Consider the following 24,770-nt stretch of genomic DNA (forward strand, 5'->3'; position numbering starts at 1 on the left):
TTCTTCAGTGCTTCTTCAGTGCGTCGTCATCCACCGGGCCACCGGCCGGCTCCGGTGAGGCCGTCCGCGCCGCGCCGTCGTCGAGGAGCCCGGCCGCGTCGGCCTCACCGCTCCCGCCGAGCAGACGGCGGTACTCGGCCGAGACGGCGGCGACCTCGTCGGCGGAGAAGACCAGGGCGAGGACCGGGGAGACCTCGTAGCGATCGGGCACCTCGGTCTCGCGCAGGAGGGAGGCCCGTCTGAGCTTGTCGACCGAGGAGTTCACGCGGCGCAGGAAGCCGGCATGGTCCGTGGAGGCGTGCGGGCGGTAGACGGCGAGGTGGTCATCGAGCTCGCCGCGGTCGATGAAGACCCGCTCGCCCGGCGTCGTCGTGCGCAGCAGCAGGGTGCGCAGATGGAGCAGGAGGACCGTGTCGACGAGGGTCAGCGGCATGGTGCGCATGACGGAGGGGGAGGCGCCGGTGGGGTCCTGGGCGTTGCGGGTGAAGGCCAGGCCGGCCTCACGATCCACGACGAGCTCGAGGAAGAGGTCGCCCAGCCTGCGGCGTATGGCGGCCTCGTCCGTCAGCAGGGCGTTCCACAGGTCGGGGTGGAGCTCGGCGGTGAGGTAGGGACCCTGGAGGAGGCGCACGAGGGTGCGCCGGGTGTCCCGGGGCAGCGAGCCCGGATCGCCGTCCCACAGCGCGCCGGGGTTCGCGCCCGCGGTTCGAGCCGGTCCGTCCTGAACCGGTGCGGCATGGGAGCTCATGCATCTCCTGACTTCTCGGTGCGGTCGGTGAACAGGAATCTGGGGACACGGGCCGAGCGCTCGGTCCCGCTGGAGGTCGTCCAGGCGACGGTCTCGTCCCCGGGGACCTCCTGGCCGTGGCGACGGGCCAGGAGAAGCAGGCCCACGACACTGGCCAGCCCCTGGGTGGCGGGGTGCTCGGCCAGGACCTCACCGACGGTGGCGGCCCCTCGTCGGGCCAGTACATCCCCGACGGCGTCGATGAGCTCGGTCAGATCGATCTCGCTGGCGCGCACAACGCGGCGCACCTCCTCCAGGTCGAGCTCGGCGGCCTTGTGACTGCGGATCTCCTCGGTGACGACCGCGTCGGCGGGGTTGCGCATGCGCCAGGAGCCGATGGAGGCCATGTGGACGCCGGTGAGGGCGAGGTCGAGGTCCAGCTGCGTCTGCGGCGCCGTGTGAGCCGCCAGGCGGGCGGCGAGGCGCTGGGCCTCGGCGAGCTCGGCGCCCAGGCGGCGGTGCCCCTCGAAGGCGCGCGATCTCACGAAGCGGCTGAGGGAGCGGGACAGGTCGGCCACGGTGCTGCGCACCGAGGTCGACTCCTGGGCGAGGGCGGAGCGCCAGCGACGCAGGAAGCGCAGATCGGTGTCCGTCAACCGGGTGGCGAAGTCGCGGCCGAGGACGGTCTCCAGGTCCTCGTCGAGACGGGCCGAGAACTCGGGGCTCGTGAGCAGCTCGTGGAAGCCGAGGAAGGAGCGGCCGACCTCCGAGCCCTCGATGCGGTCCACCCCGCGGAAGACGTCGTCGAGAACCTCGCCGCGCGAGGAGTCCAAGGAGACGACGCGCTCGCGCAGGGAGCGGTTGAGCACCGCGATCTCGTCGCGGACCCGGGCGAAGTCCCCGGGGACCTGCTCGGCCAGGGCGATGATCTCGGCCAGGCGCTCGGCGGCCTCCGGACCATCGAGTGGGATGAAGTCGCCGGCCTCGGCGCGCGCGATCTCCGCGTCGAGGGCGTCGCGCTCGGCGCGCAGAGCACTCAGGCGCCCCGAGGCGCTGGGGTCGGAGTCGCGGGCGAGGCGGCCAGCCTGCGCGGAGATGGTCGCCAGGCGCGACCGGGTGACGACGGCGCGGGGGTGCTCGATGCGGACCAGGAAGCGGATAGCGGCCTCGGCGGGGGCGGACAGCTCATAGGTCTCCGCCCCGCCGTCGGAGGCCGTGGAGCGCACGAGCACACCGGCCCTCCTCCACTGGTCGCAGTACGCCCGAGCCGTGCGCGACGCCTCCATGCCCGCCTGACGCAGGGCCACCAGATCCTCATCGACCAGCTCGTGGAGCTCGGCGACCGGCAGGCGGCGCACCTGCCCTCCCAGATGCTCGGCGAGGATCGCAGCGGCCATCGGGCCCAGATCGGCGCGCAGGAGAGCCAGTCCCGGATCCTCCCGCGCTAATCGCGTGAGCCTGAGCGCGTCCGCGACAACGCCGTGGGTTCCCATCGCTCACCTCCCTCGTGCCTGCATCCGACCGGCCCGGGAACGTCATTCGTCCACCGGACCGGTACGAGCGTAGCGACTACCACCGGCATAGGGGAGAGTCTTGCACGACGACCCGTCACCTCGCTCCCGCTCGCGGCACCACGTCGGGGCCACGCCGCCGCACCGGGGCCCCGGCGCCGTCCGGTCGTCCGTGGCCCGGGTCGAGGCGGCGACGCCGCCGCACCGGGGCTTCGGACCCGGCCGCGCCAGTCGCCTCGGCCGCCTCGTCCGTCTGCGACCGATCTCACTATTCTCACGACTCTCATCCCGGTCGCGGCTCGCCCTCGATCGGCCTCCGCCTCCGTCGGCGAGCGGGGCGCCCTCAGGCGCGTCGAGGCCCTCATGACGGGTTGTCTCCGCCTTCGGCGGCGTGCGGGGCGCCCGCCGCCGCCCACGCCGAGTTCATCCAGACGGCGTCCACCTTCGTCAGCGTGCGGGGCGCCCTCCCCCTTCACCCGCGTTGATCGGGGCTGGTATCAAGGCCGGGGACGCGGCTGGAGACCAACCGCCCGTCCTCATCCGAAAGGTCTTCAGAAAGGTCCCGCGAATGGCCTCCTCGTTCACGAACTCCCTATCCATTCTGGCGAAGGCGCGCTTCCCCATCCTGTACGTGGAGACCTTCGAGGAGCGACGGGCCCTGGCTGCCCCGCCGTCACCAGCGGGCATCATCGTGGATCGGCCCGAGCGCCGCCCCCTCACCCGACGACCGCAGCCTCACGACCCGCGGCGACTAGCGGCGCCCTGACTCGGCACTCCGCAGGATCCCGGAGACATGCCGGCTCTCCAAGCCCTGAGATGCGGCCGGGGCTCATGTGAGCCGTGCACCGAGAGGTCTCTCGGCTGAAACCGTGTTCGCCGTCGCCCGACTCCGCGCGGTCGTACGTCGCAGCCCGCGGTCGTACGCAACTCCGTGCGGTCGTACCCTCCTGCGCCAGGTCGTACCTTAGGGAGGGCCTAAGGTACGACCACGCGACGCCGGGTACGACCGCACGGAGCTCCCGCGTCGGAGCCAAGGAGCAGCGGCCCTCCACTTGGCAGATTGCCTAGTAACTAGGTAATCTGCCAACATGACCGATACCACCGCCCGCCTCCTGCGCGGCCTCCTCGAACCCTGCCTCCTCGCCCTACTTGAGAACGGCGCCGATTACGGTCTATCACTGGCCCACCGCCTGAGCGGAGCCGGCCTGGAAGAGGTTCCCGGCGGCAGCCTCTACCCCGCCCTGACCCGTCTGGAGCGCCGCGGCCTCGTGACCTCCTCCACCCGTCCCTCCGCCTCCGGCCCGGCCCGCAGGTACTACGAGCTCACCGACGCGGGACACGCCGAGCTCTCAGTCCGTCGAGCGGAGTGGCGCGCCTTCCGCACCGCCTTCTCCACCGTCCTGGAGGGCGCGACGGCGCCGGAAGCGCGGACGACAGCCGAGGCGCACTCATGAGTCCCGTCGCCCCCGAGCCCCGCGCCCCGCGCCACTCCGAATACAGCCAGTCCGATACCGGACCGACCAGATCGGGCCTGACCGAGACCGCCTGGTACCGCAGCCTCGCCGCCGAGCTGAGCGCCCGGGGCCTGGACCGCCAGGAGGTCGATCGCACCGTCGCCGGCACCCGTGCCGAGGCCGCCTCCGACGGCACCGCCCCGGCGGACCTGTTCGGCCCCGCCGTCCTGTACGCCCGCGAGCTCGCCTCGGCCCTGAAGGAGGACGGCGCCGCCCGTCGGGCCCCGACACCGGCGTACGGCCCGATCGTCCTGCGCCTGCGCGGCGTGAGCGCCCGCCGCGGCCGCCGCGCCGTCCTCACCGACCTCGATCTCACAGTGCGACGGGGCGAGGTGGTCGCCGTCGTCGGCGCCAACGGGGCGGGCAAGTCCACTCTTCTCCAGGTCTGCGCCGGACTGCTGGGAGCCGGTTCCGGCACCGTTGAGCGCACGGCCCGGTTCGGCTACGCGCCCCAGCTCGACGCCCTCGCCCCGCTGCTCACCGTCGATGAGCACCTGCGCCTGTTCGGGATGCTCGAGGGCGCGGGCCGGGAGCGCTCGGTGCCCACGGGCCATCGGATCCTCCAGCGCCTGGGCTGGAGCCCCGATGGAAACCGGGTGGCGGGGGCGCTGTCCGGGGGAACGCGGCAGAAGCTCAACCTCGCCCTGGCCCAGCTCGCCTCCCCCGATCTGCTCCTCCTCGACGAGCCCTATCAGGGCCTGGACGCCCTGGCCTACGAGGACCTGTGGACGCTCATCGCGGCCTGGCGGGACTCCGGGGCCGGAGTCCTCCTCGTCACCCACCTGCTGCGGGACATCGACTTCGTCGACCGCGTCGTCGAGCTGCCCGCCCCCGAGTCCTCGATCGAGGAGGGCGCCGCATGAACGCCGTCACCACGACGCCGCCGGTCGGCGGCGCTCCCGCCGCCCCGCGCCACCGCCGGCCCCCGTTGCGCACCGCGGGGCTGGTCGCCCTGGTCACCCTGCGCGAGCTCTTCCGACGGCGCGGAGCGATCGCCCTCGCCCTCCTTCTGCCGCTCACCTTCTACCTGGCGCAGATCGACACGCACTGGGCGGCTCTGCGCCTGCTGTCGATCGGCCTGGGCTGGGCGGCCGCGACCCTCGGCCTGTTCACGACGGTCTCCTCGCACTCGGTGGACCGCCGGCTCGCCGCGAGCGGGGCATCGCCGACGGCGCTCGTCCTGGGCAGACTCGCCGCGGTCACCGTCCTCGGCTGGACGATCGCCGCGCTGTACGCCGTCCTCGTCCACCTCACCATCGGTGACGACCTGGCCCGCCCCGGCGCCGTGGCGCCCATGCTGCTCACGACCGTGACGGTGGCGGCTCCCCTCGGGTCGGTGGTCGCCGCCGTCCTCCCAAGGGATCTGGAGGGCGCGCTCCTGCTCCTGGCCGTCATGGCGCTCCAGCTCCTCGTGGACCCGGCCGAGGACTGGACGCGGGCATTGCCCCTGTGGTCGACGCGCGAGCTGTCCAGCTACGTCGTCGAGAATCTGAGAACGGGGACCGGCGATCATCTGCGGCAGGGGCTGACCCATGGGGCCGGTTTCATCCTCGGGCTGACGGCACTGACCTGGCTGCTCGGCGCATGGCGCCTACGGGTGCGCCGCGTGCCCGAACCGCGCTGACGCCCAACGGCGCCCTCCGGGTGCGCGGCCGGGAGCGGCGCGGCGCCTCCGTCGCCGCCAGCAGGGGCGGCCGGCGGGAGCCAGTCGCGAGGGGAGGGCGCCGGCGCCCTCCCCTCGCGACTCAGGCCGGGCAACCGCGCAGCCGCACCGACAGGCAGGTCACGCAGCCCTCGAGCTTCTCGTACTCGGAGATATCGACCTCGGTGACCTCGTAGCCGCGCGACCGGAACAGCTCGGCCGAGCGCGGGGCGTCGGCGGCCATGAGAAGCCGATCGCCGCCCAGGAGGACGACGTGCGCCCCGCTCTCCTCGGGCACCGCGAGGAAGGAGTCCCACACCGACGGGTCGTCCACCAGCGGCTCGTAGCCGATGACGGTGCCGTCCGGCAGGGCGGTCACGGCGGACTTGAGGTGGAGCACCTTGGTCAGGGGCACGCCGATCGTCTCGGCGCCCTCGGGGGCCAGGTGCTCGCGCAGCTGGCGCAATCCCTCCTCGTTGGTCCGGCCGCCCTGCCCCACCCAGACTCTTCCGCCGTACTTCAGCACGTCGCCGCCGTCGAGCGTGCCGGGCGCCTCGATGCGCTTGACGTCGTAGCCGAGCGCCGTCACGGCCCGCTCGGCCGCCTCGGTCTCGGGCTTGCGCTCATCGGCGCCGGGGCGCGTGACGACGGCGGTGCGCCCGTAGACGACGACGGCGTCCTCGATGAAGACCGAGTCGGGGCAGTCGGGCGCGGGGTCCACCTCGATCGTCTCCCAGCCCTGGGAGTGAAGGGCATCGACGTAGCCCTGCCACTGACGGCGGGCGAGGTCCAGGTCGATCGTGCTGCGCTCGATGTGGGTCACCAGCCCCTCCGCGAGCCGGGGGCCGGGCCTGCGGACGAGCGCCTTGGCGACCTCCTCGGCGATCTCTGGGGTCCTCGTGCTCCTTGCGGCCTCTGCGGTCTTCATACGGCGGCTCCGATTCCTGGGATGGGGCTCGACTGATTCGAATGCGCCTACCCTAATGCTTCACCCCGACGTTATACGCGACGTTATAGTGGGGCCCCAGTCGGTGCGGGCCACCCGCACCCGATCGGCGCTCCCCAGCGGGGCACCCCCGACCGGCACGACGAACAGGGCACACATGGACGGACACTCCGACGGCGATCATGATTCCCGCACGGTGACACTCACCGGGGCGCCGGCCGAGGCGCAGGCTCCCCCCGGCGCGGATGCCGGCGGATCCGCCGGCCCCGACGACGCCGACGGCGGCGGCCTCCAGCGCAACCTCAAGGCGCGGCACATCAATCTCATCGCCATCGGCGGGGCGATCGGCACGGGGCTGTTCGTGGGCACGGGCGCCTCGATCTCGGCCGCCGGGCCCGGCGGCGCCGTCGTGTCCTACGGGGTCATCGGCATCGCGATCTACTTCATGATGACGGCGCTGGGCGAGATGGTCACCCACCGTCCCGTGGCGGGCGCCTTCGAGACGTACACCGGCGAGTACGTCGAGCCGGCACTGGGCTTCACCGTGGGGTGGATGTACTGGTACTCGTGCGCGATGACCATCGCCGTCGAGCTGGTCGCCTCCTCCATCATCATGAAGTACTGGTTCCCCGACTCCCCCTCCCTGCTGTGGAGCGTCCTGTTCCTCGGGACGATCCTCGCCCTCAACCTCTTCTCCGCCCGCGCCTTCGGGGAGTCCGAGTTCTGGTTCGCGGGGATCAAGGTCATCACCATCATCGTCTTCCTCATCCTGGGCGTGGCGATGATCGCGGGCATCATCGGAGGCCACGAGGTGGGCCTGTCGAACTGGACGACCGGCGAGGCCCCCTTCGTCGGCGGATGGTCGGGCACGTTCTCGGTGCTCATGGTCGCCGGGTTCTCCTTCGTCGGCGTGGAGTCCGCGGCGGTGGCCGCCGGTGAGGCGGAGAACCCCCGCAGGACGATGCCGCGCGCCATCAACTCGGTGTTCGTGCGGATCATGCTCTTCTACATCGGGGCGATCATCGTCGTCGCCACCCTCGTGGTCTACACCGACCCCAGCCTCCTGAGCGCCTCGGAGGAGAACATCGCGGCCAGTCCCTTCACGATCGTCTTCGAGCGGGCCGGTCTGGCCATCGCCGCCGCCTTCATGAACGCCGTCGTGCTGACCTCCGTGCTCTCCGCCGGGAACTCCACGCTCTACGTCGGCTCCCGCCTGCTGTACTCGATGGCCGGGGTCGGGCGCGCCCCGCGGCTCTTCGCCCGGACCTCCTCCCACGGCGTGCCCGTGTGGGGGGTGCTGGCCACGGTCACCATCTCCATGCTCGGCTTCCTGTCCTCCCTCGTGGGGGACTCGGTGGCCTACACCTGGTTCTACAACGCGACCGGCCTGACCGGCCTCATCGTGTGGACGGGCGTGTGCCTGGCCCACCTGCGGTTCCGGGCCGCGTGGAAGGCCCAGGGGCGCGATGAGGGGGAGCTGCCCTACCGGGCCAGGCTCTTCCCGGTGGGGACGTGGTTCGCGCTCATCGTCTTCGTGGGGGTGATCATCGGGCAGGGCGTCGCCCTGGCCATCTCGGGCTTCACCTGGTACGGCCTGCTCGTGGCCTACATCGGCCTGCCGATCGCGGTGGCGCTGTGGCTCGGATACAGGCTGGTGCGCGGCTCGCGCCCGGTCCCGCCCGGCGAGATCGACCTGTCCGCCGACGACGTCCGCTGAGCCGGGGCCTGCGAGCCCCGCGCACCGCGAGAGGCTCTCCGAGCCGTAGCCGAGGAGTACTCCATGCCAACCACCTCGAACAAGATGACCGGCGACTTCAGTGGCAAACCCGCAACGGTCGCCATGTACACCGCGATCGAGTCCTATGTCACGTCTCTTGGCGCTGCCACGAAGCACCTCACGGCCCAGGTGAGCTTCTCCGTCAACCGGAAGTTCCTGTGGGCGTGGGCCTATGAGAGGACGGCCGACGGCATCCTGTTCCTGAACGTGAGGCTCGACCACCCCCTGGAGAACCCGAGATTCCATCGTGTCAGCCAGGTCAGTGCGAACAGATGGAACCACCACGTGGTAGCCAAGACCTTGGAAACCGCGGAGAGCGAGTGGCTCAGAGACCTCATCCGCGCCGGATACGAGTCGCCGCTCGATGAGTTCGTCTCGCCGGTGCCGGGACAGCACCCTCAGGACCTGTCAGCCGCAATTCCGCCCCACTCCGCCGTTGCCGTCCTGGAACGGGTGGATGCTCTCGAACCGGTGGTGGAAGTCGGCAATATCGTCTGTTTGAGGATCCGGTGATAGTCCTTCATCATCTCAGCGGTGATCGGCTCACCGAGGCGGTCGATCATCTCGTCGAACAGCTCGAAGCCGTCGACCGCCTCCACCACGTCGTCGACCGCGACATTCTCCCCCGTGATGGTGCGGGTCTCGTGGATATAGCGGGTCCGCTCCTCCCGGTCCCCGGTGAGCCGCCCAATCGCTCGCTCATTCGTAGGACGGCTCGACGCTGACGTCGCGCGCCATATTGGCGAAGCGCGACAGATGCCCCTGGAAGGCGACGGGGATCGTCCGGGTCTGGCCGTTGCGGTGCTTGGCCACGATGATGTCGGCCTCACCGGCCCGCTCGTCCTGGTTGTAGTACTCGGGGCGGTGCAGCAGCATGATGATGTCGGCGTCCTGCTCCAGGGAGCCGGACTCGCGCAGGTCGGACATCTGCGGCTTGTTGCCGGTGCGCTGCTCGGGGCCGCGGTTGAGCTGAGCGACGGCGACGACCGGGATCTCCAGCTCCTTGGCCAACAGCTTGAGCGACCGGGAGAACTCGGAGACCTCCTGCTGACGGGACTCCACGCGCTTGCCCGAGGTCATCAGCTGCAGGTAGTCGATGACCATGAGCCCCAGGTCGCTGTGCTGCCTGAGGCGCAGCGCCTTGGAGCGGATCTCCGGCATGGTGAGGTTCGGGGAGTCGTCGATGAACAGCGGCGCCTCGCTGACCGGGTTGTAGGCGCGCGCCACGTCCTCCCAGTCGCGCTCGCTCATCTGCCGCCCGCCGCGCAGCTTGTTCATGTCCACCCCGGACTCGGCGGCCAGGATGCGCATCATGAGCTCCATGCGGCCCATCTCGAGGGAGAAGTAGCAGCTGGGGATGAAGGAGCCGTCCGCGCGGCGGGAGTGCATGGAGGCCGAGCGGCAGAAGTCGACGGCGAGGGTCGACTTGCCCATGGCGGGACGCGCGGCGACGATGATCATCTGCCCGGGGTGCAGGCCGCCGGTCAGCTCGTCGAGCTCGACGAAGCCCGTGGGCACGCCCGTCATCTGGCCGTTCTCACGCGCCTGCCCGGCCTCGATCTCGAGGTTGGCCTCGTTGAGCAGCTCGCCGACGGGGACGTAGTCCTCCTTCTCCCCCTCGGTGTGCGCCACGGAGTAGACCTCGGCCTCGGCGAGCGTGACGAGCTCGGCGATATCGCCCGCGTCGGTGGAGTAGCCGAGCTGGGTGATGCGCGTACCCGCCTGGACGAGCCCCCGCATGAGGGCCTTCTCGCGCACGATGCGCGCGTAGTAGGCGGCGTTGGCCGCCGTGGGCACGGTCGCCATGAGGGAGGCGAGGTAGGGGGCGCCGCCGACGCGGTCGATCTCGCCGCGCTTGGCCAGCTCGTCGGCCACGATGAGCGGGTCGGCCGGCTCGGAGCGGTTGTAGACCTCGACGATGGCGTCGTAGATCGATTCGTGGGCCGGCTTGTAGAACTCGGTGCCGCGCAGCACCTCGATGACGTCTGCTATGGCCTCCTTGCTCAGGAGCATCCCGCCGAGCGTGGCCATCTCAGCCTCGAGGTCCTGGGGCGGGACGCGATCGAAGGCGCCGTCGTAGCGCACCGGGCCGCCATCGGTAGCGCCGGCCCCACCGCCGCCGGGGCCCTCCGCCCGGCCGGCGTCGAAGCCGGGGTCGATGTCGGTCATGCGCGCCTCCCTGCCGTGCACCCGTGGCCGGGTGCCCGCGCGACCCTAGCGGGCCGCCCAACCGCTCGCAAGCGGGTATCCACTTGCCACATGTGGACAATCCGCGTCTCCCTGTGGACAACTCCTCCGCGATTGTGGACGACGCGCCGCTCCGCTTGTGCACAGACGTACCAGTCCGCGGAGAGCGCGCTCCAGGGACATCGAGAAAACGCTGCAACGGCGCGACTCTTCACACGCGATCACGATTCACAGCACAAAACCTGGGCGTCCCGGAGGAATCTGTGGACAAGTGGGTAAACCTGTGGATGAACCTCTACCTCACCCTGAGGTCTGTGAGTGGCGAGAGGGCCGCCCGGAGTCGAGCGCGGTAGCGTCGACCCCGCGACTGCGCCGCCCGGCCCCATCGACATGATCAACAGGATCCTGGCCGAGTGAGCGCCGAGGCCCCGCAGGAGGACCACGAATGGAGCTCGAGCTGATCGACGACGCCGGCCGATGGACGCTCACCGGGCCGGCGGGAGAGCGATGGCGAATCGGATCCGCCGGCCTGCGACTGACCTGCCCCGCCCTCACCGTGGCCCATGGAGCCGGCGGGCGCGCCGAGTACTACCGGCACGGCTGGAGCTCCTGGGCGCCGACCGCGTGGTGGCGCATCGACCGCGACCCCTGGCGCGTATGGGACAGGCCGTCCCGCACCGCGACCGCCGAGGACACGGCCACGGACACGGCCGCCGCGCACCGCTCCTACCTGCTCACCGCCGTCGTCCTCGACGGCGGCCCCGGCGATCGCCCCGGCGACGGCCCGGGACTCGACCCCGGCGACGGCGGCGCCCCCGAGGACCCCGACATCCTGCTCGTCGGGACCCTCGGGGGGAGCACGGGCGTCCTCGACGTCGACGGCCGAGTGATTCGCGCCCGTCACCTCGACGCCGTGACCGCGCCGAAGGCCCCGACGCACCTGGTCCCCAGCACCGCCTGGTGGGTGGGCGCGGGCCCCGAGACCGAGGTCATGCGCGCCTGGGCCGCCGCCCTCGGGGAGTCGGTGGGCGGCCGCCGCCCGGCCCCCGCGGAGGGCGTCGGGCCGGTGTGGTCGTCCTGGTACTCCTGGTACGAGGAGATCACCTCCGCGATCATCCGCGAGGAGATCCCGGCCGCCGCCCGGTGCGGCTACTCGGTTCTCCAGATCGACGACGGATGGGAGCGGGCCGTCGGCCACTGGGAGGCGAACGACGACTTCCCCGAGGGGATGGCCGCCGTCGCCGAGGAGATCCGCGCCGCCGGCCTCGTGCCCGGCCTGTGGCTCGCCCCCCTCATCGCCGTGGACGGATCGCCGGTCGTGCGCGATCGCCCCGAGCTCTTCATCCACGACGACGAGGGCGGCCTCGTCGAGGCCGGATTCAACTGGGGACAGTGCTACCGGGCCCTGGACTGCACCAGTCCCGAGGCACTGGACTGGATACACGAGCAGGTGTCGCGCGCCGTGTCCTGGGGATTCGGGTACCTCAAGCTCGACTTCCTCAACGCGGCCGCCGTCGTCGGGCGCCGGCACGGCGGGGCCTCCCGGGAGGAGGCCTATCGCGCCGGTCTGCTCGCGGCCAGGCGCGCCGCGCCGGAGGCCTACCTCATGGCGTCCGGCGGGATACCGGCTCCCTCGCTCGGGGTCGTCGACGGGATCCGGGTCGGTCCGGACACCGCCCCCTACTGGGACAACGCGGAGCGGCACCGGGATCCCTCGGGCTGCGGGGTCCGCAACGCGCTGCGCAACTCGATCGCCCGGGCCTGGTTGCGCACCCTGGTGGACGCCGACCCGGATGTCGCCTACGCGCGCACCCGAGGATCCCTGCTGAGTCCGGAGGCCAACGCCGTCACCCAGGACCTGGCGCGCGTCATGGGGGTGCTCGGCTGCTCGGATCCGGCCTCCTGGCTCACCGCGGAGGAGGCGTCGATCGTGGCGTCCCTGTGCGCCGAGTTCGACGGCCGGCGCCCCGAGGCCGAGCAGCTCGGCCGCAGCGTCTTCCGCGTGGACGGCAGGAGGGTGGACTTCGGGCCGTGGATCAGCCCGCGCGGACGGATCAGCGACCGCCTCCTGGCCAAGTAGCGGCGGGCGCGCGTCGAGGCGAGTGGAGGACGCGGCGTCCCGGCGTTTAGTGGAGGACGCGGCGTCCCGGCGTTTATCGACCCGGACGCCGGGAACAAGAGCAGCCCGGCGGCCCGCCCGCGCCAGCACGCCGCTTCAGTGCGCCGCCCGTGAGCCCGTTGGCCCGCGGCCCGCCGGTCCGCGCCGGCGGACCGGCGTGAGAGACTGGCCCGACCGCAGCCCGAGGAGGACCTCAGAAAGCCGTGACCCGTTCCGCCGCCCCGCTCTCCGGTCGTCCAGTCGCCCATGCGGACGATCCCGGTCTCAACCGGCAGATCCTGTCCCTGGCCGTGCCCGCTCTCGGCGCCCTGGTCGCCGAGCCCCTATTCGTCCTCATCGACTCCGCCATGGTCGGCCACCTCGGCGCCACGAGCCTGGCGGGCCTGTCGCTCGCCTCGACGGTGCTGACGACGATCGTGGGCCTGTTCGTCTTCCTCGCCTACGCCACGACGGCGACCACGGCCCGTCTCTTCGGCGCCGGCGACCGGCGCGGCGGCCTGCGCGCAGGCATCGACGGCGCCTGGCTGGCGGCGCTCCTCGGTCTCGGGGCGGCCGCGGCGCTGGCGGCGGGAGCGCCGCAGGTGGTCGCGGCCATGGGCGCGAGCGGCGAGGTCGCCGCGGCGGCACGCGCCTACCTGCGGGCCTCGGCCCCCGGGATCCCCGGGATGCTCATCGTCTACGCCGCCACCGGAACGCTGCGGGGCCTGCTGGACACCCGCACCCCCTTCGTCGTGGCCGGCGTCGGGGCGGTCCTCAATGCGGGTCTCAACGCCGTGCTCCTGTACGGCATCGGCATGGGGATCGCCGGATCCGGGCTGGGGACCGCCATCACTCAGAGCACCATGGCGGCGGTGCTCATGACCCCCGTGGTACGGGCCGCCCGCGGGGCCGGTGTCGGGCTGCGCCCGCGGTGCCGCGGCCTGCGGACCTCCCTGGGCGCAGGAGCACCACTGCTGGTGCGCACCCTGTCGCTGCGGGCGGCGATCCTGACCACCGTGTGGTCGGCGACGGCGATTGGAGAGGTGGCGCTCGCGGCCCATCAGGTCGTCGCCTCGCTGTGGACCTTCGCCGCCTTCGCACTGGATGCGCTGGCCATCGCGGCACAGGCGCTGGTCGGCAACGCCCTGGGCCGGGCGGACGCGAGCCGGGCGGCGGACGACGTCGTCGGCGCACCCGATCGCTCCGACGACGCGGCGGGCGGCGCCGACTCGGCCGGGGGCGCCATCATCCGCCACCAGGCCGACGGCGCGGGGCCCGACGGGGGCGTCGGCGCTCGCCGCGACGACGCACGGCCCGCCCTGAACGCGGTGCTGCGCCGTTGCCTGATGTGGGGCGTCGCGGTGGGCGCCGTCATCGGCATCGTTCTGGCGACGGCGAGCCCATGGCTGCCGCGCATGTTCAGCTCGCAGACCGAAGTGGTGGCGACCGCGACGCCGGCTCTGGTCGTGGCCGCCTCGGCGATGCCGCTGGCCGGCGCCGTCTACCTCTTCGACGGCGTCCTCATGGGCGCGGGCGACGGCCGGTACCTGGCAGGCGCCGGGCTGGTCACGCTGGTCCCCTACCTGCCTCTCGCGGTGGCCGTGGCGCAGGGGTGGCCCTCCGAGGGCGCGGAGGGCCTCGTGTGGCTGTGGGGCGCGTTCGCATGGGTGTTCATGGGAGCGCGGGCTCTGACGACGGGGCTGCGCGCCCGCGGTGACACCTGGCGGGGATGAGCACGCAATCGGGATGGGATCGCGATGGCCTGCGATGACTCTAGTCGGTCTTCGAGGCGATGCAGGAGAATTGCAGAGTATCGTCCTGGGACGATAGGAGAGTCAGTTTCTTGGAATCCTTGTCCCATCAGCATGGATGCGACGTGCTCCATCGTCGTCATCGACGACCACCGGCTCATCGCGGAGGGCTGTCAGAGCGAGTTCGCCAGGGCCGGACTCCCCTGGAGAGTCAGCTGGTCCAGGAGCCTGAGCGAGGTCCAGTGGCCCGAGGGCCGCACCCTCGTGATCCTCGACCTCCGCCTCAACGACGGCACGCGCCCCGCACAGGTCATACGCGATCTGACGGACCGCCCCGTTCCCGTCGTCGTCTACACCTCCGGGGAGGCGCCCGATCTCATCCGCGCGGCCGGCCGCCTGGACGACGGCTCGCGCATCGCCCTGTTCAAGGAAGCCGCTCGCGACGGTCTGATCAGCTACTACGAATGACCGACGTCGAGGCTCGCCCGGAGGGCGTTCCGGCCGATCCGGCGCCGACGTCGCCCGCGCCCGGGCCCCACTCCCTGCGGCTGCACAGGCTCATCGCACTGGTGACGGCGGTGACGGCGCTCGTGGCGGGGGTCTTCATCACGCCGACCGTCCGAGCCGCGGTCCGCACGGCCGATCGGCCGGAGCTCTGGGCGATGCTGCTCTTCCTCCTGCTCCCGCCGCTGGTCGCCGGATGCGCGGCGGCGATTGGAACGGTCGACCCGCCACGGCGATCGGGGCCGGACAACGCCCGCGGAACGGCACCACCGCCCTGCGCGCGGTCCGCGGTCTCCGGGACGGCGGACCGGGTATGGCGAACGAGCCTCCTCGCCCTCGTCGTCGGCTATGCGATCCTGGTGCTCCTGGCCGCCCGGTTCCCGCTCCTCCCTCCCGTCGAGTCCTCCGACGTCGCCCCTCTGCCCAATCCGCTGACCAACTACTTCCTCACCATCGCGGTGGCGGCCACCGCCGTTCTCCCGGATCGCGTCCGGTTCGCCCACGTGACGGCGCTCGCCATCCCCCTCGCGGGAACGTACCCCGTCGATGCCGGGTATTCGTCACGCATCCCGGTCGAGGAGGTTCTGATCTATCTGACCTCCGACCTGGGCAACATGGGGGTGCTCACCTGGTTGCTGCACCAGACCAGCATCCTGGACGAGGCCGACGCCCGACGGCGGGACCTCGTCATCCGGCTCCGGACCGACGAGTCCCGTTCGAGAGCGCGGCGGGCGGGCGACGACTTCATCCACGACCACGTCCTGCCCGTCCTGAAGTCGGTCCCCACCGCGCCGACGGCTCGCCCCGGCTGCGCCGGAGCGCCCACGAGGCGCTGACGTCTCTGAGCGGGGTCCCGGGACCGCAGCGGGCACCAGCATGCCCCGCCTCGGAGCTGCTCGGCACTCTGACGACGCGGCTCCGGGGGATCGGGGACGACGTCGTCGCATCGGGCTCGATCGAACGGGACCTGCTCATACCCCGCGATGTCGCGCGAGCTGTCGTGGACGCCACGGCGGAGGCGGTGCGGAACTCGCTGGCGCACGCCGCGCCCCCGCCGCGTCGCGGGACCGTCACGCGCACCGCGGCGCGGATGCTCGAGGCCGAGCTGCGCGACGACCGCCGGGCGCGATTCTTCACCGGCACCGCCGTCGTGAGGGCCGCGCGGAGGACCCGCACCCGCGGCCTGGAGGTCATCCTCCTGGACGACCGGGGCGGTGCCGAGGAAATGTCCGAGCACGTTCGGCGCCGCGCCGTCAGCCGCGCCGTCCAAGCGCTCGACGGCGCTCCCGAGGGGTGCGCAGTGATTCGGCTGCTCCCCCGCCGGCAGCGACCGAACCTGATGTCCATCGTCACCCAGGAGGACACCTGCCTTCTCGGTCCCGACGGCGAGCCCATCACCCCGCCCTGAACCCGAGCTGCGCGGGGCGCACCCGACGGCGCGCGGCAGCGCCGTCGGCCGCGGCCGTCGCCTCACGCGACGGCCGCGGAGCCCGAGACACGACCGCGCTGAGAGGACGCAGCAGGGCATGGCAGGGCTCGACCGCGGACGGAGGGGGCACGACGGCATGACGCCGCCGCGCCCGCATCGGCGGCTCTGGCGACTCCGATCAGCGATCGGCGACGACGTTGACCTCAAGCGGGGCCACGACATCGGCGTGCAGGCGCACGGAGGCGGTGTGGCGACCGGTCGACTTGATCGGGGGGACGACCTCGATCTTACGGCGGTCCAGCGCGGGGCCACCGGCGCTCTTGACGGTCTCGACGAGCTCGGCGGTGGTGATGGCGCCGAAGAGGCGGCCGTTGGCGCCGGCGGCGGCGACGACCGTGATGACGTTCTCGACCAGCCAGGCGCGGGCGGCCTGAGCCTGGTCGAGGGAGGCGATGGCGCGCTTGCGACGAGCCTCGGCCATCTGGTCGATCTGACGCTGGGCGCCCTTGGTCCACGGCGTCGCGAGCTTGCGAGGAACGAGGTAGTTGCGGGCGTAGCCGTCCTTGACCTCGACGACGTCACCGGCCTCACCGAGGTGGGCCACGTCGTGCGTGAGAATGATCCTGGTAGTCATCGTTCCTCCTCCCGTCAGCGAGCCGAGCTCGAGTAGGGCAGCAGCGCCATCTCACGGGCGTTCTTGACGGCCTTGGCGATCTTGCGCTGGTCCTGGACGGAGACGCCGGTGACGCGCCGGGCGCGGATCTTGCCGCGGTCGGAGATGAACTTCCGCAGGGTGGCGGTGTCCTTGTAGTCGATAGCGCCGACCTTGATGGTCTTGACGGGGCTGACCTTCTTCTTCGGCTTACGAAGCTGGGGCTTCGCCATAGTGGTACTCCTTGCTTCGAGCGCCTGGGGCGCTCATACGAGATTGATGTCGTGCGCGGCGCCCGGATGGCGCGCCGCGCGATCGGGGATCGGGAGCCTCATGGCCCCCGTCTCGCCCCTGACGTGGATTCCGGTGAAATCCCGGCGGATCAGAACGGGGGCTCGTCGCCGAAGCTGGTCGTCCCGCCCGTGGCCCACGGGTCGTCCGGGGCGCCGCCGGCCGGAGCATTGTACGTGGGCTGCTGACCGCCGCCGGCACCGCCGGCGTAGCCCCCCTGCCCGCCGCCATTGCCGTAGCCGCCGGCACCACCGCCCTGGTAGCCGGCGCCGCCCTGGTAGCCGCCCTGCTGACCTCCGCCGTAACCGCCGCCGCGCTCATTGCGCGTGACCTGGGCGCGGGCGCGGAACAGCGACGGCCCGACCTCGCAGTTCTTGAGCTCGTAGACGGTGCGCTGCTCGCCGGCCTGGGTCTGGTAGGAGCGCTGGGCCAGGTTGCCCTGCACGATGACGCGCATGCCCTTCTTGAGGGACTCCCCCGCGTTCTCGGCCGCATCGCGCCACACCTCGCACCCCAGGAAGAGCGGGTCGCCGTCGGACCACTCGCCCGTCTGACGGTTGCGGACGCGCGGGGTCGAGGCCACTCTGAACGAGCAGACGGGAATGCCGCTGCTGGTGTACCGCAGCTCGGGATCCGCGGTGAGGTTTCCAATGACGGTGATGGTGGTCTCGCCGGCCATGCTTCTCTCCGTTCCCGGTCGGACTCAGGCGTCGGGGCGCAGAAGCTTGGTGCGCAGGACGGACTCGTTGAGGCCGAGCTGCCGTTCGAGCTCCTGGGCGATCTCGGGCGTGGTGGTCATGTCGACGACGACGTAGAAGCCCTCGGACTTCTTCTTGATGTCGTAGGCGAGACGACGCTTGCCCCAGATATCGATCTTATCGACCGCGCCCCCGCTGCTGGGGACGACCTGCAGCAGTTTCTCGAGCGACGGGGCGACGGTGCGCTCATCCGTCTCGGGCTCGAGAATGATCATGATCTCGTAATGACGCATACTTCGTACCCACCTCCTCTGGACTCAAGCGGTCACGGTCTTTCCGTGACAGGAGGGTGATGCGTGCTGCCGAGCCGTCGGTCGGATGCCCGACGGCCGGGCTGGCTCAGCACACTACCGGAGACGGCGCGCCGCCCGGAAGGCGGGGGGCCGAGGGCGCGGCGTGCGGTGCGCCACGGCCGGGGCTCGCAGGAGTCGCCGCGCGGAGAGGCCGCCGCGAGGTCCGCCCGGCCGCTCTCTCACGTCATCACGGCCTTCGCGTCGTCTCATCATCGCGGCAGCTGCTGCTGACCGCCGGGGACGACACCGCCGCCACCGCCGCCGCCATTGCCGCCACCGTTACCGCCGCCACCGTTACCGCCGCCGCCATTGCCGCCACCGTTACCGCCGCCGCCATTGCCGCCGCCGTTGCCGCCGCCGCCGTTGCCGCCGCCGCCATTGCCGCCACCGTTACCGCCGCCGCCATTGCCGCCACCGTTACCGCCGCCGGGGGTGCTGCCGTTATCGCCGCCGCCATTGCCGCCGCCGTTACCGCCCTGGTCGCCCTGTCCGCTGGGCGCGCTGGAGGGCTCGGTCCGGCCCGGGTCCTGCTGATCGGGCGCCGTCGTGGGCTGCTCCGGGACAGTCGTGGCAGGCGGAGGGACCTGCTGCCGCGGCTCGGGAGTGCTGTAGTCCTCCTCGACCGGCATCGCCGTCCCATGGAGGGAGCCCCGCTGGTAGGAGCCGTTCGTGCGATCCGGGAAGTCCTCCACCGGGAGATCCTTGAGAGCGGTGGACATGTACTCGGTGAAGATGTCGGCCGGATAGGTGGATCCGGTGATCTCGTCGTACTCCCCCCAGGGCGTGATCGACTCCTCCGATCCGTCGTCGCCGGTCTGGTAGAGGGTGACCGCAGTGGCGATCTGCGGGGTGTAGCCGACGAACTGGGCGGACTTGTTGTCACTGGAGGAACCGGTCTTGGCCGCCACGGGGCGCCCCAGGGAGAGGGCGGTCTTCCCCGAGCCGGCGTTGACCACCTGCTGCATGGCATAGGTGGCGTCGGCCATGACGTCCTCGGAGAAGGCCTGCTCCCCCTCGGTGGAGGGCGAGTAGGACACCGAGCCGGCGTTGTTGGTCACCGAGGAGACGATGTGCGTATCGCGCTTCCTCCCCTGGGAGGCGAAGGTGGCGTAGGCGGAGGCGATGTCCAGGGTGTGCGGGGACGCCGATCCGAGCACGTTCTGGAGGGAGTCGTCCATGCCGACGGTCTCCTCGGGATAGCCCGCCCGCTTCGCGACCTCGTTGGTGGCATCGGGGCCGACGTCGCGGTTGAGCTGGACGTAGGCGGTGTTGACCGAGTCCGTCGTGGCCCTGATCAGGTTGATCCAGGAGTACTGCGCGTTCTGAAAGTTGTTGAAGGTGGTCCCCTCCACCTGCATCGGCGAATAGGCCTCGTAGCCATTGGACAGGGTCAGCCCACCCTCCAGGCCGGCGATGAGCGCGAAGGGCTTATAGGTGCTCCCCGCCTGGGCGACGGCCTGGGTCGAGGAGTTGACCTGATTGGTCAGGTAGTCCGGACCGCCGTACAGAGCGACGACGCCTCCGTTCGTGGCATCGATGGACACCAGTCCCGTGCGCAGGTTGTCCGAGTGCCCCTCGGGAAGATTGTCGACGGCGGCGACGGCGGCGTCCTGGTCGTCCTTCTTGATGGTCGTGACGACGTTCAAACCACCGGTGTCGATCTGCTGATCGGTGAACTCGGCGTCCTGCTGGAGCTCGGCGCGCACCATCTGGAGGAGGTAGCCGGTGGGGCCCGCGTAGGTTTCAGTGTTCTCCGAGGCGACGGTCTGAGGGTACGTCGCGGAGTCGTACTGATCCTGGGTGATGTAGCCGTCCTCGAGCATGTAGTCGAGCACGCGCTGCCACCTGTCCTTGGCCTGGTCGGGGCTGATGGCGGGGTCCCAGGAGCTCGGCGCGGGCAGGATGCCGGCCACCAGCGCCGCCTCGGAGACGGTCATCTCGGAGGCCGGATGCCCGAAGAACGCCTGGGAGGCGGCCTCGACGCCGTAGGCGCCGCGGCCGAAGTAGACCGTGTTGAGGTAGGAGCCCAGGATCTTCTTCTTGTTCATCTCCCGGTCGATCTTGATGGCCATAATGGCCTGCTTGAACTTGCCGGAATAGGAGGAGGTCGTGTCCACGTAGTAGTTCTTGACGTACTGCTGGGTGAGAGTGGACGCCCCCTGGCGATCCCCGCCGCGCATATTGTTGACGAAGGCGCGGGCAATCCCCTTGGGGTCAACACCGTTGTTGGAGTAGAAGGTCCGGTCCTCGCTGGCGACGACGGCGTTGCCGACGTAGTCGGGCAGGGTGCTCGTGTCCACGATGGTGCGATCCACGTCGGCGAACTCGCCCATCTTGGTGGTGCCGTCGGCGTAGTAGACGGTGGTCGTCTGAGCCTGGGCGAACTCGCTGGGCTCGGGAACCTTGACCATCGCGTAGGCGACGGCGAAGGCGCCCACGGCGACGATGATGAGCAGGAGGAAGCTGCCCAGGAAAAAGCGCCAGCCGGGGATCCAGCGGAGGACCGGGCCCTTGCCCGCACGCGGGTAGTTGATCCAGTTCCGGCGTCTGCCCCCGCCCTTCGCGGCGGGGCGCCCGCCGGCATCCCCGCGGACGGCACCGCCGGAGGCGACGGCCATGGCCGGTTGGGCGCCCCCCGGGCCGGGGTAGCGACCAGCGGCCTGAGCCAGCTTCTTGCCGCTCGGCCGCTTGCCCTTGTTAGCGAAGTCTGCCACGCGGTCCTCATTTCTGTGCGGACGACGGCGAGGTTGCCGTCACGGACTGTCGCCAAGTATGGCGGCTTCGGCGGGCCATGAACAGCAGGAGGAACCTGCGAGACACCCGAACGACGGCCATGATCCACGCCGGCACCGCCGGCCTCCGGGCGAGCGCCGCCCCTACGGCCGACCGCGCCCTCGGCGAACGGCCGTCGCGCAGAACAGCGTGATTCCGGTCAGACCCGGGCCCCGGGCGACCGGCCCGCCGGTACCGCGGGCCGCCGCCGTCCCATGAGCGCCCGGCGTCCGACTAGTGACCGAAACAACCTCGACCGCCTCTTCCGTGGTATACAGCACGTGCTTGTGACCGACACTCACCGACACTCCCCGCCGTCGATGAGAACAGCGCGTGTCGCACCCCGCGGATAGGCTTCGCGGCATGGAACTCTCTCCTGCACTCTCTCCCGCCGCCCCGACCAGTACCCCGGACACCTCGGCGAACCCTGCAGGCCCCGCAGGCCCGGCGAGTTCACTGAGCTCAGCGAATTCAACGAATTCGGCGAACTCGGCGATCGCGCTGCGCCTGGAGCTGCTCGGCGTCCCCGTCCCGGATCATGCCGCCCGCTCCGACTTCGATCGCGAGACCGACCGCCTCGTGGCGCCGATCCTGGCCCGTCAACGCGAGCTGACCCGACGCCTGGCCAACCGGCCGTGCGCCGCGGACCGCCGCATTCAGGCCTTCCTGGACTCCTATCTCGACGGCGCGGCCACCCGGCCCAGGCTCCCGGCCTCGACCTTCGTGCTGGACCAGCCGGGCCTGGCCCGCGCCCTGTCCCTGCCGGTGAACGCCACCAGCTTCACCTCCGACTACGTCGAGAGCCGCAAGGTGCTCACCGGCGTCCTGCACAACCCGCGCAACGACCGCCGCACCACCGCCGGCGTCTTCCACGTCGCCGAGGGGGGCCTGCCCATCCCGGACGACAAGAAGGCCGTGCCCCGCGACGTCTTCGCCCGCATCCTGGCGGCCGCCGTCGACGCCCCCGATGACCTCATGACCCTGCCGTGGGCCTCCAACCAGGCCGAGCCGGCGCGCTGCTTCGTCTCCCTGCTGCTGCGCCCCGTCGTCGTGCCCGAGGTCCCCGGCTTCTCCGCCGAGCGCTCCATGGAGATCCGCTTCATCGCCCCCGGCGGCCTGGTGTCCAACCTGGACTTCGTCGAGGGGATCTTCGGCAATGGCGGGGACCCCTACCTGCCGGAGAACGACGCCTCCCTGGCGCCGGAGTCGTGGACCGGCCACACCGGCTGCGTCATCCTCGCCCCGCACCTGACCACCCTGACCAAGAGGGAGCTGGGGCTGCCGGCCTGGGAGGACGCCACCGAGCGCCAGCGCCGCGACGGCATGTGCTGGCGCGATGAGACCGAGCCCTACAACGACGGGAAGGCCTTCAAGCTGGTCGCCCGCGACGAGCGCGGCGTCATCGTCACCGTCATCGCGGACAACTACTACGGCTACTGCAAGAAGGAGGTCAAGACCCAGATCGGGTACTCGGCCAACCTCTTCGGCTGCGTGGAGGAGGAGCACTCCGGCGGCGCCATCGCCTACCCGCGCTACAACCTCGGCCAGGAGTACACCGACGCCCACACGCCCGCGGGCGCGACACTCGAGCACGTCGTCGAGCGCAACCCCGGCCGCTTCGAGGTGCGCGAGGACGGCTCCGCCGTCGCCGTGGCCGACCCGACCGTGGTGCTGGTGCCCGCCGGCGCCCACTACTCGATGCGCAGCCAGACGATCACCTGGACCCGCCCCGACGGTCAGGAGGCCTCGATCCCCCTGCTGGTGGGCACCACCTACGTGGCCCCAGGCGGCTACCGGGTCCACGCCAAGCACCGCGAGGGCGACGCCACCCAGTGGCACCTGGTGGGCACCGCCCCCTGGTCCACGCAGGCCCACAAGCCGGCCACCGTCTCCGGCGGCGGCAAGTCGGAGATCTCCAAGTCCCTCCTGGACGCCTTCGTCTTCGGCGAGGCCTACGTCGGCGACGTCGACGAGGACTTCGACACCGTCCAGAGGATCCTCGACGGCAACTACGCCGACCGCTTCGTCGACCCGGCCAACAAGAGCGCCAACCACCGCTCGATCCTCTCCGAGCGCCGCTCGCTGGGGAGCGTCATCAAGCTGCTGACGCCGTCGCCCATGTACACCGAGGAGTACAACGCCTTCCTGGAGTCGATCCCGGCCCATATCAAGGAGCTCATCTTCACCGTCAAGCGCTACTACCAGCCCAGCTGGGGCGAGGACTGGCGCAGCCACTTCTCGGTGGGCATCATCAATGGCCGCAAGGGAAACTCCCTGCGTCTGGACGGCGAGGTCATCAAGATCAACATGCTGCGCGTGGGCTTCGAGGACGACGGCGCCTGGCGCCTGCTGTCCCTGCGCCCGGACTTCTCCCCGGCCGCCAAGGTCCAGACCGAGGACGACATCACCGCCTCGATCGTGGCCCCCGGCGGCCTGGTCTCCACCCCGGACTCGCAGCTGTCGCGCAAGTTCGTCACCAACTGCGAGTCCCTGCTCTTCCAGCGGCCCGACGACGCGATCGTGCGCGGCTACGACAAGCAGACCGAGTCGGACATGTCGGACCCGGACGCGGACCTGTTCATCTCCAACTTCCAGCCGCTCACGCCCGACGACGCCCGGGCGATGGCCGCCGACGCCCCCGGCCTGTCCCGCTTCACCCGGCCCATGCAGGACCTCGTGAACCGGGCGGCCGCCCTGCCCGAGGCCGAGGATCCCGCGGAGGAGACCTACTGGGTCTCGACGGCGAACCCGCGGCTGGTGAACGGGACTCCCACCAAGAACCCCCGCTACCTCCAGGTGCGCCCCGACATCGCCAACCCGAAGGACGTGGCGCTGGCGGACCTCACCAATCATCTCTTCCGCGACGCGCCCCTGGACGAGCCGCTGCGCCACAGCGTCGACGTCGTCGCCGCCGGGCGCCGCAACAACCCGCCCGAGGACGGGGTCCCGCCGCTGTGCGCCTACAACCCGCTGCACTACATGGAGCTGCCCGAGCTCTTCATGGAGTTCATCTCCTCCATGACCGGCAAGTCGCCCTCGACGACGGGCGCCGGCAGCGAGGGCGCGCTCACCAAGGCGCCGTTCAACGCGCTGCCGGCCATCTACGATCTCAACGCGGCCCTGCTGTCCTACGCCCTCGGCGGCTACGACGGCTGGCTGTCCTCGGCCGGCTACATCGGCCCGAGGGTCCAGGTGGCGCACGACATCTCGCTGCTCATCCCGGAGGTCTTCTCCCGCATGAGCTCCGAGGAGCGCGACGCCCGCAACCTCATCGAGGGCGGGTTCCTGGAGCGCATCGAGGACTTCGAGCACGAGGGCCGCATCGTTCACGCCTCCCGCTTGGGCTACCGCATGAACCAGTCCTTCGCCTCGGCCTTCTTCGGGCGGATCTTCCTGCACCCCGACGTCGTCTTCACCGAGGAGATGCTGCGCCCCGAGCTGCAGGATGAGGCGGTCTTCGCCGACTCGGTGGACATCATCGTCACCACGCACAAGGTCGTGGCCGAGCACTACCGCGCCGATGGCTCCATCGAGTGGGCCGTGCCGCCGCTGCGGGCCCTGCTGGAGATCATGATCGACGGCACCTCCCGCGAGGGCTGGGACCTGACGAGCCCGGAGTTCCGAGCCCTCTTCGAGCGCGAGAACATCCTGGCCTCCGACTGGTACGCGGCGCGCGTCGACGCCAAGGTCGAGCGCGACCGCAAGCAGGCCGAGGCCTCGATCGTGGCCCTGACCCGCTTCGCCACGACCGAGGGCAACGAGGAGGTCAGCGCACGTCTGGACATCGAGGGCCGCCTGGCCTCGGCGCGGGCCCGACTCGACGAGGTCGCCTCCCCGGCCTATCGCGAGCACCTGGTCGGCACCCTCGGTCTCCAGCCGACCCTGGCGGAGGGCGCGCCGATCGACGGCGCCTGACAT

At 71.1% G+C, this 24,770-nt stretch carries 21 protein-coding genes and 1 pseudogene; 12 read left to right on the top strand and 10 right to left on the bottom strand.

Features of this window, described 5'->3' with window-relative positions:
- Positions 1-4 precede the first annotated feature (4 nt).
- Both G448_RS16490 and G448_RS0111990 read right to left on the bottom strand, forming a co-directional pair.
- Positions 5-748 carry a DUF4194 domain-containing protein gene (locus G448_RS16490; RefSeq protein WP_084436730.1) on the bottom strand — a complete coding sequence of 248 codons (744 nt, stop codon included), beginning with the start codon at positions 746-748 and terminating at the stop codon, positions 5-7.
- The gene (locus tag G448_RS0111990) at positions 745-2,220 is read right to left on the bottom strand and encodes a DUF3375 domain-containing protein (RefSeq protein ID WP_026408175.1); all 1,476 of its coding nucleotides are present in this window, start codon (positions 2,218-2,220) and stop codon (positions 745-747) included. Before G448_RS0111990 ends, G448_RS16490 begins: the two co-directional genes overlap by 4 nt.
- Before the next feature lie 586 nt (positions 2,221-2,806).
- Between G448_RS0111990 and G448_RS16495 the strand changes: the two genes are divergently transcribed.
- The 4 genes from G448_RS16495 (at position 2,807) to G448_RS0112005 (ending at position 5,376) form a co-directional block, all read left to right on the top strand.
- The gene (locus G448_RS16495) at positions 2,807-3,004 is read left to right on the top strand and encodes a hypothetical protein (RefSeq protein ID WP_034495248.1); all 198 of its coding nucleotides are present in this window, start codon (positions 2,807-2,809) and stop codon (positions 3,002-3,004) included.
- 322 nt (positions 3,005-3,326) lie between these two features.
- Complete coding sequence (locus tag G448_RS0111995; protein WP_026408176.1) at positions 3,327-3,692, top strand: PadR family transcriptional regulator; 366 nt, start codon at positions 3,327-3,329, stop codon at positions 3,690-3,692.
- Positions 3,689-4,615 carry an ATP-binding cassette domain-containing protein gene (locus G448_RS16500; protein ID WP_051269026.1) on the top strand — a complete coding sequence of 309 codons (927 nt, stop codon included), beginning with the start codon at positions 3,689-3,691 and terminating at the stop codon, positions 4,613-4,615. The genes G448_RS0111995 and G448_RS16500 overlap by 4 nt, the downstream gene beginning before the upstream one ends.
- Positions 4,612-5,376: an ABC transporter permease gene (locus G448_RS0112005; RefSeq protein ID WP_245572319.1), complete on the top strand. Its 765-nt coding sequence runs from the start codon at positions 4,612-4,614 to the stop codon at positions 5,374-5,376. The genes G448_RS16500 and G448_RS0112005 overlap by 4 nt, the downstream gene beginning before the upstream one ends.
- 121 nt (positions 5,377-5,497) lie before the next feature.
- Here the strand turns inward: G448_RS0112005 and ddaH are convergent, their stop codons facing one another.
- Positions 5,498-6,322, bottom strand: coding sequence for a dimethylargininase (gene ddaH / locus G448_RS0112010; RefSeq protein ID WP_051269028.1), 825 nt, complete (start codon positions 6,320-6,322; stop codon positions 5,498-5,500).
- 175 nt (positions 6,323-6,497) lie between these two features.
- Between ddaH and G448_RS16505 the strand changes: the two genes are divergently transcribed.
- Together G448_RS16505 and G448_RS19285 are read left to right on the top strand one after the other, a co-directional pair.
- Positions 6,498-8,057 carry an amino acid permease gene (locus tag G448_RS16505; RefSeq protein WP_245572320.1) on the top strand — a complete coding sequence of 520 codons (1,560 nt, stop codon included), beginning with the start codon at positions 6,498-6,500 and terminating at the stop codon, positions 8,055-8,057.
- Between the two features lie 84 nt (positions 8,058-8,141).
- A pseudogene (locus G448_RS19285) lies at positions 8,142-8,462 on the top strand (DUF5655 domain-containing protein); the annotation flags it as partial.
- 63 nt (positions 8,463-8,525) lie between these two features.
- Here G448_RS19285 and G448_RS19290 read toward each other — a convergent pair.
- Complete coding sequence (locus G448_RS19290) at positions 8,526-8,606, bottom strand: Fic family protein (protein WP_211228020.1); 81 nt, start codon at positions 8,604-8,606, stop codon at positions 8,526-8,528.
- A 210-nt stretch (positions 8,607-8,816) separates the two neighbouring features.
- On the bottom strand, positions 8,817-10,286 hold the full coding sequence (gene dnaB / locus G448_RS0112025; RefSeq protein WP_026408179.1) for a replicative DNA helicase: 1,470 nt from the start codon (positions 10,284-10,286) through the stop codon (positions 8,817-8,819).
- Positions 10,287-10,749: 463 nt separating this feature from the next.
- Between dnaB and G448_RS16515 the strand changes: the two genes are divergently transcribed.
- The 5 genes from G448_RS16515 (at position 10,750) to G448_RS0112050 (ending at position 16,065) form a co-directional block, all read left to right on the top strand.
- Positions 10,750-12,384 carry a glycoside hydrolase family 36 protein gene (locus G448_RS16515; protein WP_051269030.1) on the top strand — a complete coding sequence of 545 codons (1,635 nt, stop codon included), beginning with the start codon at positions 10,750-10,752 and terminating at the stop codon, positions 12,382-12,384.
- 242 nt (positions 12,385-12,626) lie between these two features.
- Positions 12,627-14,135 carry an MATE family efflux transporter gene (locus G448_RS16520; RefSeq protein WP_051269032.1) on the top strand — a complete coding sequence of 503 codons (1,509 nt, stop codon included), beginning with the start codon at positions 12,627-12,629 and terminating at the stop codon, positions 14,133-14,135.
- A gap of 132 nt (positions 14,136-14,267) precedes the next feature.
- A complete protein-coding gene (locus tag G448_RS17165) occupies positions 14,268-14,621 on the top strand; it encodes a response regulator (RefSeq protein WP_026408180.1) in 354 nt (117 codons plus the stop codon).
- Positions 14,618-15,493 carry a hypothetical protein gene (locus G448_RS0112045; protein WP_026408181.1) on the top strand — a complete coding sequence of 292 codons (876 nt, stop codon included), beginning with the start codon at positions 14,618-14,620 and terminating at the stop codon, positions 15,491-15,493. Before G448_RS17165 ends, G448_RS0112045 begins: the two co-directional genes overlap by 4 nt.
- 164 nt (positions 15,494-15,657) lie before the next feature.
- Positions 15,658-16,065, top strand: a complete 408-nt coding sequence (locus G448_RS0112050; protein ID WP_026408182.1) for a hypothetical protein — start codon at positions 15,658-15,660, stop codon at positions 16,063-16,065.
- A gap of 199 nt (positions 16,066-16,264) precedes the next feature.
- Here G448_RS0112050 and rplI read toward each other — a convergent pair whose 3' ends face one another.
- From rplI to G448_RS16535, 5 genes are all read right to left on the bottom strand, one after another.
- Positions 16,265-16,720 (bottom strand): 50S ribosomal protein L9, encoded by a 456-nt coding sequence (gene rplI / locus G448_RS0112055; protein ID WP_026408183.1) that lies wholly within the window; start codon positions 16,718-16,720, stop codon positions 16,265-16,267.
- A gap of 14 nt (positions 16,721-16,734) precedes the next feature.
- A complete protein-coding gene (gene rpsR / locus G448_RS0112060; RefSeq protein ID WP_026408184.1) occupies positions 16,735-16,971 on the bottom strand; it encodes a 30S ribosomal protein S18 in 237 nt (78 codons plus the stop codon).
- 149 nt (positions 16,972-17,120) lie between these two features.
- Positions 17,121-17,708: a single-stranded DNA-binding protein gene (locus G448_RS0112065; RefSeq protein WP_026408185.1), complete on the bottom strand. Its 588-nt coding sequence runs from the start codon at positions 17,706-17,708 to the stop codon at positions 17,121-17,123.
- A 24-nt stretch (positions 17,709-17,732) separates the two neighbouring features.
- Complete coding sequence (rpsF, locus tag G448_RS0112070; RefSeq protein ID WP_026408186.1) at positions 17,733-18,020, bottom strand: 30S ribosomal protein S6; 288 nt, start codon at positions 18,018-18,020, stop codon at positions 17,733-17,735.
- A 269-nt stretch (positions 18,021-18,289) separates the two neighbouring features.
- Positions 18,290-20,794 carry a transglycosylase domain-containing protein gene (locus G448_RS16535; RefSeq protein WP_051269034.1) on the bottom strand — a complete coding sequence of 835 codons (2,505 nt, stop codon included), beginning with the start codon at positions 20,792-20,794 and terminating at the stop codon, positions 18,290-18,292.
- 421 nt (positions 20,795-21,215) lie between these two features.
- On the opposite strand from G448_RS16535, the gene G448_RS0112080 reads away from it, so the two are divergent.
- Positions 21,216-24,767, top strand: a complete 3,552-nt coding sequence (locus G448_RS0112080) for a PPi-type phosphoenolpyruvate carboxykinase family protein (protein WP_245572322.1) — start codon at positions 21,216-21,218, stop codon at positions 24,765-24,767.
- Positions 24,768-24,770: the final 3 nt, after the last annotated feature.

It is taken from the genome of Actinomyces gerencseriae DSM 6844, from assembly GCF_000429265.1.
Classification (GTDB): Bacteria; Actinomycetota; Actinomycetes; order Actinomycetales; family Actinomycetaceae; genus Actinomyces; species Actinomyces gerencseriae.

Excerpts from the sequence above, each read along its gene's own strand:
- G448_RS16490 (WP_084436730.1), bottom strand. The coding sequence starts at position 748 with ATGAGCTCCCATGCCGCACCGGTTCAGGACGGACCGGCTCGAACCGCG.
- G448_RS0111990 (WP_026408175.1), bottom strand. The coding sequence starts at position 2,220 with ATGGGAACCCACGGCGTTGTCGCGGACGCGCTCAGGCTCACGCGATTA.
- G448_RS16495 (WP_034495248.1), top strand. The coding sequence starts at position 2,807 with ATGGCCTCCTCGTTCACGAACTCCCTATCCATTCTGGCGAAGGCGCGC.
- G448_RS0111995 (WP_026408176.1), top strand. The coding sequence starts at position 3,327 with ATGACCGATACCACCGCCCGCCTCCTGCGCGGCCTCCTCGAACCCTGC.
- G448_RS16500 (WP_051269026.1), top strand. The coding sequence starts at position 3,689 with ATGAGTCCCGTCGCCCCCGAGCCCCGCGCCCCGCGCCACTCCGAATAC.
- G448_RS0112005 (WP_245572319.1), top strand. The coding sequence starts at position 4,612 with ATGAACGCCGTCACCACGACGCCGCCGGTCGGCGGCGCTCCCGCCGCC.
- ddaH (WP_051269028.1), bottom strand. The coding sequence starts at position 6,322 with ATGAAGACCGCAGAGGCCGCAAGGAGCACGAGGACCCCAGAGATCGCC.
- G448_RS16505 (WP_245572320.1), top strand. The coding sequence starts at position 6,498 with ATGGACGGACACTCCGACGGCGATCATGATTCCCGCACGGTGACACTC.
- dnaB (WP_026408179.1), bottom strand. The coding sequence starts at position 10,286 with ATGACCGACATCGACCCCGGCTTCGACGCCGGCCGGGCGGAGGGCCCC.
- G448_RS16515 (WP_051269030.1), top strand. The coding sequence starts at position 10,750 with ATGGAGCTCGAGCTGATCGACGACGCCGGCCGATGGACGCTCACCGGG.
- G448_RS17165 (WP_026408180.1), top strand. The coding sequence starts at position 14,268 with ATGGATGCGACGTGCTCCATCGTCGTCATCGACGACCACCGGCTCATC.
- G448_RS0112045 (WP_026408181.1), top strand. The coding sequence starts at position 14,618 with ATGACCGACGTCGAGGCTCGCCCGGAGGGCGTTCCGGCCGATCCGGCG.
- rplI (WP_026408183.1), bottom strand. The coding sequence starts at position 16,720 with ATGACTACCAGGATCATTCTCACGCACGACGTGGCCCACCTCGGTGAG.
- rpsR (WP_026408184.1), bottom strand. The coding sequence starts at position 16,971 with ATGGCGAAGCCCCAGCTTCGTAAGCCGAAGAAGAAGGTCAGCCCCGTC.
- G448_RS0112065 (WP_026408185.1), bottom strand. The coding sequence starts at position 17,708 with ATGGCCGGCGAGACCACCATCACCGTCATTGGAAACCTCACCGCGGAT.
- rpsF (WP_026408186.1), bottom strand. The coding sequence starts at position 18,020 with ATGCGTCATTACGAGATCATGATCATTCTCGAGCCCGAGACGGATGAG.
- G448_RS0112080 (WP_245572322.1), top strand. The coding sequence starts at position 21,216 with ATGGAACTCTCTCCTGCACTCTCTCCCGCCGCCCCGACCAGTACCCCG.